The 7145-nt window shown below is 46.3% G+C and carries 7 protein-coding genes; 4 read left to right on the top strand and 3 right to left on the bottom strand.

The genetic code is table 11. The features are described from left to right. The 4 genes from CAG69_RS04090 to rlmM all read left to right on the top strand — a co-directional run. On the top strand, positions 1–843 hold an 843-nt coding region (locus CAG69_RS04090; RefSeq protein WP_161442842.1), incomplete at its 5' end, for a transcriptional regulator GcvA. Beyond that, a complete protein-coding gene (locus tag CAG69_RS04085; protein ID WP_161442840.1) occupies positions 824–1447 on the top strand; it encodes an alpha/beta fold hydrolase in 624 nt (207 codons plus the stop codon). The genes CAG69_RS04090 and CAG69_RS04085, both read left to right, overlap by 20 nt. Next, positions 1437–1835 carry a DUF423 domain-containing protein gene (locus CAG69_RS04080; RefSeq protein WP_161442838.1) on the top strand — a complete coding sequence of 133 codons (399 nt, stop codon included), beginning with the start codon at positions 1437–1439 and terminating at the stop codon, positions 1833–1835. The genes CAG69_RS04085 and CAG69_RS04080 overlap by 11 nt, the downstream gene beginning before the upstream one ends. Continuing rightward, on the top strand, positions 1832–2923 hold the full coding sequence (gene rlmM, locus CAG69_RS04075; RefSeq protein ID WP_161442836.1) for a 23S rRNA (cytidine(2498)-2'-O)-methyltransferase RlmM: 1092 nt from the start codon (positions 1832–1834) through the stop codon (positions 2921–2923). The genes CAG69_RS04080 and rlmM overlap by 4 nt, the downstream gene beginning before the upstream one ends. A 110-nt stretch (positions 2924–3033) precedes the next feature. Here the strand turns inward: rlmM and xni are convergent, their stop codons facing one another. The 3 genes from xni to CAG69_RS04060 form a co-directional block, all read right to left on the bottom strand. After that, a complete protein-coding gene (gene xni, locus CAG69_RS04070; protein WP_005391374.1) occupies positions 3034–3816 on the bottom strand; it encodes a flap endonuclease Xni in 783 nt (260 codons plus the stop codon). A gap of 58 nt (positions 3817–3874) precedes the next feature. Next, positions 3875–5251 (bottom strand): nucleotide 5'-monophosphate nucleosidase PpnN, encoded by a 1377-nt coding sequence (ppnN, locus tag CAG69_RS04065; protein ID WP_005391372.1) that lies wholly within the window; start codon positions 5249–5251, stop codon positions 3875–3877. Between the two features lie 290 nt (positions 5252–5541). Further along, positions 5542–7107 (bottom strand): GGDEF domain-containing protein, encoded by a 1566-nt coding sequence (locus CAG69_RS04060; RefSeq protein ID WP_031780205.1) that lies wholly within the window; start codon positions 7105–7107, stop codon positions 5542–5544. Positions 7108–7145 lie beyond the last annotated feature (38 nt).

Genomic DNA, 7145 nt, shown 5'->3' with positions numbered 1-7145 from the left:
GCAGAAGAGTTGTTTGTTACTCAAGCCGCGGTCAGTCACCAAATTAAAGCACTCGAAGAGTTCTTATCGTTGAAGCTCTTTCGTCGCCGTAATCGTTCGCTATTGTTGACAGAAGAAGGACAAAGTTACTTTCTCGACATCAAAGATATTTTCACCTCGATTGCCGAGGCGACAGATAAGGTATTGGAACGTAGTGAAAAAGGGGCATTGACGATCAGTCTACCGCCGAGTTTTGCTATCCAATGGTTGGTGCCTCGTTTGGCCGACTTTAATGCTCAAGAGCCAGATATCGATGTACGTATTAAAGCTGTGGATATGGATGAAGGTTCACTGACTGATGATGTAGATGTCGCTATCTACTATGGCCGTGGGAATTGGCCGGGTTTGCGAGCGGATAAATTGTACCAAGAGTTTCTGATCCCACTTTGTTCACCTTCGTTACTTTTAGGCAACAAACCATTAGAATCTCTAAGTGACCTCAAATTACACACTTTGTTACATGATACTTCGCGTAAAGACTGGAAGCAGTTTGCGCGTCATTACAACATCGAAGGTATCAATGTAAACCACGGTCCTATTTTCAGTCACTCGACGATGGTGCTACAGGCTGCTGCGCATGGTCAGGGGGTCGCGCTTGGTAACAACGTACTCGCCAAGCCAGAAATGGAAGCTGGACGACTCATCGCGCCATTCGACGAGGTGTTGATCTCCAAGAATGCATTCTACGTGGTGTGTCATGAACAGCAGGCAGATATGGGCCGAATCGCAACGTTTAGAGACTGGATGTTAGCGACCGCGAGAAAAGAGCAAGAGGAAGTATTAGATGAGCCAATGGATAGTTGAGGGACCTGAAAGCGGTCCTCTATTTATCTTTGCCCATGGCGCTGGAGCGGGGATGGAACATGATTTCATGGCCGCCGTTGCCAAAGGATTAGTTGAGCAAGGAATTCGCGTGGTGCGATTTAACTTCCCGTATATGATTAAGCGAGCGGAAGATGGGAAAAAGCGTCCACCAGATCGTGCGCCAAAACTGCTTGAAGCCTATGAAGAAGTGATTGCTCACTTTACCTCTCAACCTATTGTCATTGGTGGTAAGTCAATGGGTGGTCGCATGTCGAGTTTACTGGCTGAAAATGAGCTGGTGGCGGGCATTGCCTGTTTAGGGTTTCCCTTTCACCCACCGGGAAAACCAGAGAAATACAAAGGCGAGCACTTAGCAACTATTGAGAAACCTACGCTGATTCTACAAGGGGAGCGAGACACCTTTGGTAAGCGTGAGGAGTTCGATGACTTTGTCCTTTCATCGCAAGTTAAGGTGAGTTTTTTACCCGATGGTGACCACAGCTTTAAACCGCGCAAGAGCTCAGGCCATACCGAGGCGGGTAACATCGAGCTCGCGGTAGAGCAGTTAGCGGCGTTTATCAAAGGGGTGTACCGTGAAAAGTAAGTGGTTACTCTCATTTTCTGGTCTGTCTGGGCTGGTTTCTGTCGCTCTAGGTGCCTTTGCTGCACATGGGCTAAAAGCTCAGCTGGCTCCGTATTTGCTTGGCGTATTTGAGACCGGAGTGTTGTACCAATTTATTCACACGCTGGCGATTGTGTTTTGTGCGGTTTTATTGCTATTGAATTTGGGACAAAAAGCACAAAAATATTTTTTCATTGCAGCGATTTGCTTTATCATCGGCATCTTTTGTTTTAGCGGCAGTCTTTACGCACTGGCGCTGACAGGCATTAAGTGGTTTGGGCCGATTACTCCAATGGGAGGATTGCTGTTCATGATTGCTTGGTGTCTGTTCTTTTTTGCTGCGTTCAATATCAAAGAGGTCTCCAAGTGAAACAACTAATGCTCTATTGCCGTTCTGGCTTTGAGAAAGAGTGTGCTGGTGAAATTCAGGACAAAGCGACACAGTTGGAAGTGTATGGCTTCCCTCGTGTGAAGAGAAACTCAGGTTATGTTGTCTTCGAGTGTTACCAAGATGGAGATGCGGACAAACTTGCGAGAGGTTTGGACTTTAAGTCGTTAATCTTCGCTCGCCAAATGTTTGCGGTAGCGGCTGAGTTTCAATCGCTGCCAAGTGATGACCGCATTAGCCCAATTTTGAATGAGCTAGCAGACATTGAAGCGTTTCCTCGCTGTGGGGATTTGAGAATTGAAACTCCGGATACGAATGAAGCGAAAGAGCTACTGAAATTCTGCCGTAAATTTACTGTCCCAATGCGTCAAGCGTTGCGCGGTAAAGGTCTAATGTTGAACAAAGACAACGCGAAGAAGCCAGTACTGCACATTTGTTTTGTGGAGCCTGGCCACTGTTATGTCGGCTATTCTTACACAGACAATAACTCTCAGTTCTTCATGGGTATTCCTCGCCTTAAGTTCCCAACAGACGCCCCAAGTCGTTCAACGCTTAAACTGGAAGAAGCATTTCACGTCTTTATTCCACGTGAAGAGTGGGATGAGCGTTTGGCTCCAGGAATGTGGGGGGTCGATTTAGGGGCATGTCCAGGCGGTTGGACGTACCAACTGGTGAAGCGCTCGATGTTCGTTCACTGTGTCGATAACGGCATGATGGCAGACAGCTTGATGGAAACCGGCCAGATCAAGCATCATATGGTGGATGGTTTTAAATTCGAACCAGACCGTAAGAACGTAACATGGATTGTTTGTGACATGGTAGAAAAGCCAGCTCGTGTTGCTCACCTTATGGGCCAGTGGCTGTTAAAAGGTTGGGCGAAAGAGGCAATCTTTAACCTTAAGCTGCCAATGAAAGGCCGCTATGACGAGGTGCTGCAAGACCTTGAAAACCTGAAGCAGTTCCTGATTGATAATAAGGTAAAGTTCAGACTACAAGCTAAGCATTTGTATCATGATCGTGAAGAAATCACGATTCATATCCAGTGTCTATCGAACATTTCGCCGTACTAATTCTATCTCCTAGTCATTTGGGGATAGTCCCGAGAATAGAAAAAAGCGCCTTCAAATGGCGCTTTTTTTTATTGTCTGAGAGCTTTATGGTTTGAAACCATCATCAGACACTATTCCGCTTTATTTGGTCCTGTAAAGCGAATGTCCTGTAAGTTAAAGCCGAGTTCAATGTCGCACTTTAAAGCCGCGACGCGTTTACATAAGCGTGCAGACTCAATGTGCTCGTCTAATTTTTTACGGTATTTCGGTGCGAGGTCTTCACTGGCGTAGGCTGCTTCAATATTCTCAAACTGAGTAAGAATCTCTTTCGCCGCTTTTGGTCCAATGCCCGGAACCCCCGGCACTTGGCTAGAGCTGATCCCCGTTAACCCCCAATAATCGGCCAGTTGGCTCGGTTTTACGCCGAACTCTTTTTCGATAAACGGTTCATCTAACCAACGATGTTGGAAGTAATCACGGATCTGTAGGGTAGGAGAAAGCAGCTGACAGTAGCCTTTATCCGTAGAAACGATGGTGACTTTTTCACCATGACTGGCCACTTTCGTCGCGAGAGTAGCAACCAAGTCGTCCGCTTCATCGCCTTCAGAAAGCAATGAATCAATACCTTGTTCCCACCATGCTTGCTGAATCGCATCTAGACCTTGCATCAGTGGTTCCGGCATTGGTTTTCGATTTTGCTTATAGTCTGGGAGAATCTCAGCTCGCCACCCTCTGTCTTGTTCATGGTGATCGAAAACCGCGATGATGTGTGTCGGGTTGGCTTCTGACAGAATGCGAGTGAGGGTTCTTTGTGTCGTGGTGATGGTTCTTGCTATGTCGGTTGGATCCGGTTGTGCAGAGTGAACACGGCGGATCAGGTTTAGGGCATCAATAATAACAAGATGAATAGACATAATGACTTAGCAATAAAAAAGGGGCGTAATGCCCCTAGTGTAACGAATGCTAGCCTGACTATCGACCACCAATTTCTGGGTGAGCGATGCGATAACACGGTTCGTAGTCTGAACCGCCAGGTAATTTCATTCGGTGTTGTTCGACAAAGTCTTGTAGTAACTTATCGAGCTTTTTCATTAGCACAGGATCACCGTGAATGGTGAAAGGGCCTCGACGTTCGATTTCTCGAATGCCTTCGGCTTTGACGTTACCAGCCACGATACCGGAGAAAGCTTGACGCAGGTTGGCCGCTAAGACTTGAGGTTCTTGATCTAAGCTTAAATCCAATTGCTCCATCGACTCATGAGTTGGATCGAATGGTAACTGGAAGTTAGGCTCGATTTTTAATGACCAGTTAAAGCTATAAGCATCGCCTTTTTCTTTTCGGTGAAGGCGTACAGAGTCCATGGAGCGCTTCATGATGCGTGCCACTTCTGCCGGATCGTCAATGACGATCTCGTAATGCTTTTGACCTTCTTCGCCAAGTGTATCGCGAACAAACTCGTCGATAGAGCGGAAGTACTCTTCACTCTCTTTTGGTCCAGTTAACACGATAGGCATTGGCTGATCGGCGTTGTCTGGATGCATCATAATGCCAAGAATATACAGCAACTCTTCTGCAGTACCCGGACCACCAGGGAAAATTACAATGCCATGCGCCATACGCACAAAGGCTTCCAAACGCTTTTCGATGTCTGGCATGATAACCAGCTCATTCACGATTGGGTTTGGTGGCTCGGCTGCAATAATCGAAGGCTCGGTTAAACCAAGATAACGTTGCTGAGTATAACGCTGCTTCGCATGTCCGATAGCGGCACCTTTCATTGGCCCTTCCATCGCACCAGGGCCACAACCCGTGCAGATATTAAGCTCACGCAAGCCAAGCTCGTTACCGACTTCACGTGTGTATTGATATTCCACGCCATTGATAGAGTGACCACCCCAACACACGACGAGGTTTGGCTCGATACCTGGTGTGAGTGCTCTGGCATTACGCAGAATACCGAACACGAGGTTAGTGATGTGAATTGGGTTCGTCAGGTTGAGTCGTTGTGCGTCTGCTAAATGCATATTGACATAAACGATATCGCGTAACACGGAGAACAGATGCTCTTGGATACCTTTAATTATCTCGCCATCGACAAAGGCGTGTTCAGGTGGGTTAGTCAGCTCAAGCTTAATACCACGCTCGCGGCGCACGACGTTGACATCAAACGACTGGTGTTTATCGAGCAGCTCTTTCGAGTTATCGGTATGACTGCCGGAGTTCAACACCGCTAACGTGCAGTTGCGGTACAGTTGATAAAGTTCACTCGAGGCCGTGTTTTTTAAGCGCTCTACTTCTAATTGAGATAGCAAGTCCATGCTACCAGCGGGGCTTATATGGGTAATCATAACGCCTCCTTGTGTTGCATTATTTTGAGGGAAAGTACCAACTCACCTTTTTGGGTTATACGTATGGTTTGATGAAAGGCAGTTGGCCGATTTGGTTTTATGGTTATTGACTCCCAAGCAACCTCAAGATGGTACATTCGCGTTCTGTAAATGCATCATCTTGAAGTGACTTGGGTTTTTACAGCTTAGCAGACTGAAAGGGAAGAAATGTGATAACTCGTTGAAAATGGGTGGTTATAAAGCGTAAATTTCGCCAATTCTGGTTTGTTTGTTCGCTTTTTGTACGAATCTTAGCTCCAGTTAAGCTGGTTTGTTCCACGTTTTTTAGCGTCTGCAAGCATCTTGCCAAGACGATCGAGCACATACTCTGGCGTATCGGACTCTTTGAAAGACGTCGATACAGCGGCTAAGGTAATCATGATATTTTGCTCACGGAACTTAAATGGTAATTGGCTAATATCACGCTGGATATGTTTAATGAGATCCAGTGTGTATTCTTCAGATTGTTCTGGAACGAGTAAAATAAACTCTTCGCCACCAAAGCGAGCTACCGTTTCAGTTTCTGATACGCGTTTATTAATGGTGCGAGCGATGATCTTCAACGCTTTATCACCAGCCGTATAGCCATAGCTGTCATTCACCGCTTTGAAGTTATCAACGTCAAACAACACTACACGCAGATTCTGTTGAGAGCGAATCCAACGCCGATACTCTAGCTCTAGTCGATCATTAAATGCGGTGCGGTTATAGACTTTAGTCAGAGGGTCTAGCAACATGCGCTGAGCTTGGTCATCTAAGCGTCGACGATGATCTTGGGTGGTTTCAAACACGGCTTCGAGCTGGTTCTTACTGTAATTCAAACGCTCTTGCAGCGCTTGTTCTCGTTCTTCCGTCATTTTAAGTCGCTCTGTCAGCGACGCCATTTTCGCAAGTAACGGGGCGACTTCTTTTTTTACATCCGCTAGATCTTGAGCTTGGTCGAGCGATAGTTGACTCAATTCAACCAGACTGTTCATTTCTGTGTTGAGCTCTTGGCGGTGCTCAAAGTAGGTATGATGTTGGTCGACGTTCTGATGAACGGTTTTTAGGTTATTTGCGAGAGAAGTGTTCAGCTGATCAAGGAATTGGCTAGACGCTTCGCGCTCGAACTTTGTTGCTTCGACAACCAGTTTTAGCGTTGAAAGTGTTAGCTCAATGAGAGATTCCGCGCTGACGCCAAGAAGCAGCTTAGCCCGAATATCGAGCAATCGATCTCCCGTTTCTCCCTCAAAATCCAGCTCGGTGATGGTATGTTGTAGATCGCTGGCTAAGCACTCAAGTTGAGACTTATCAGGATTATTCTCAAACTCACTGAGATGCAAACGCGAGTTGGAAGTGATGATTTTCAGAGCGCGTTCGTAAATGCTCAGTAGCTTAGTGGCTTGATCGGCTTTATTGCTGGCATGAGCTTCTGAGAAACTCATTAAGTTCCGTAGTTCACGTTTTAACTGCGCAGGTAACCCTGTGACACGTTGGAGTGTTTCACCACTGTGTTTGATTTGTTCGTCTAGGTAGCCGTTCTGTTTGTCCATCGTCTTCGACTGCTGTTTGAGCATTCTCTCTAATACCGCTAAACGTGGGATAAGAGTACTGATATCTTTTTGATGTTGCAGCTCTTGTTGGATTTCAAACAGGTAATTGGATACCTGGGTATTCGAACCCTGGCAAGCTGAAGACAATGATGCCACAACGCGTTTAAGAACTTGTTGTTCACGTTTGAATTTGAGTGAAGTATCACGATGTGTCAGCCTGAGTTGGTCAAGTTGACAACTCAGCTGATGAAGCTGCGACTGAATATCGGATTCCAAGATTCCCATGAAGTGACTACGGTTAAGTCCATGTACTACTGACAATT

It is taken from the genome of Vibrio sp. V43_P6S15P86, from assembly GCF_009904725.1.
GTDB lineage: Bacteria > Pseudomonadota > Gammaproteobacteria > Enterobacterales > Vibrionaceae > Vibrio > Vibrio diabolicus.
Note: the sequence above shows the minus strand (reverse complement) of the source record. Positions and strands in the feature narration are given on the sequence as shown.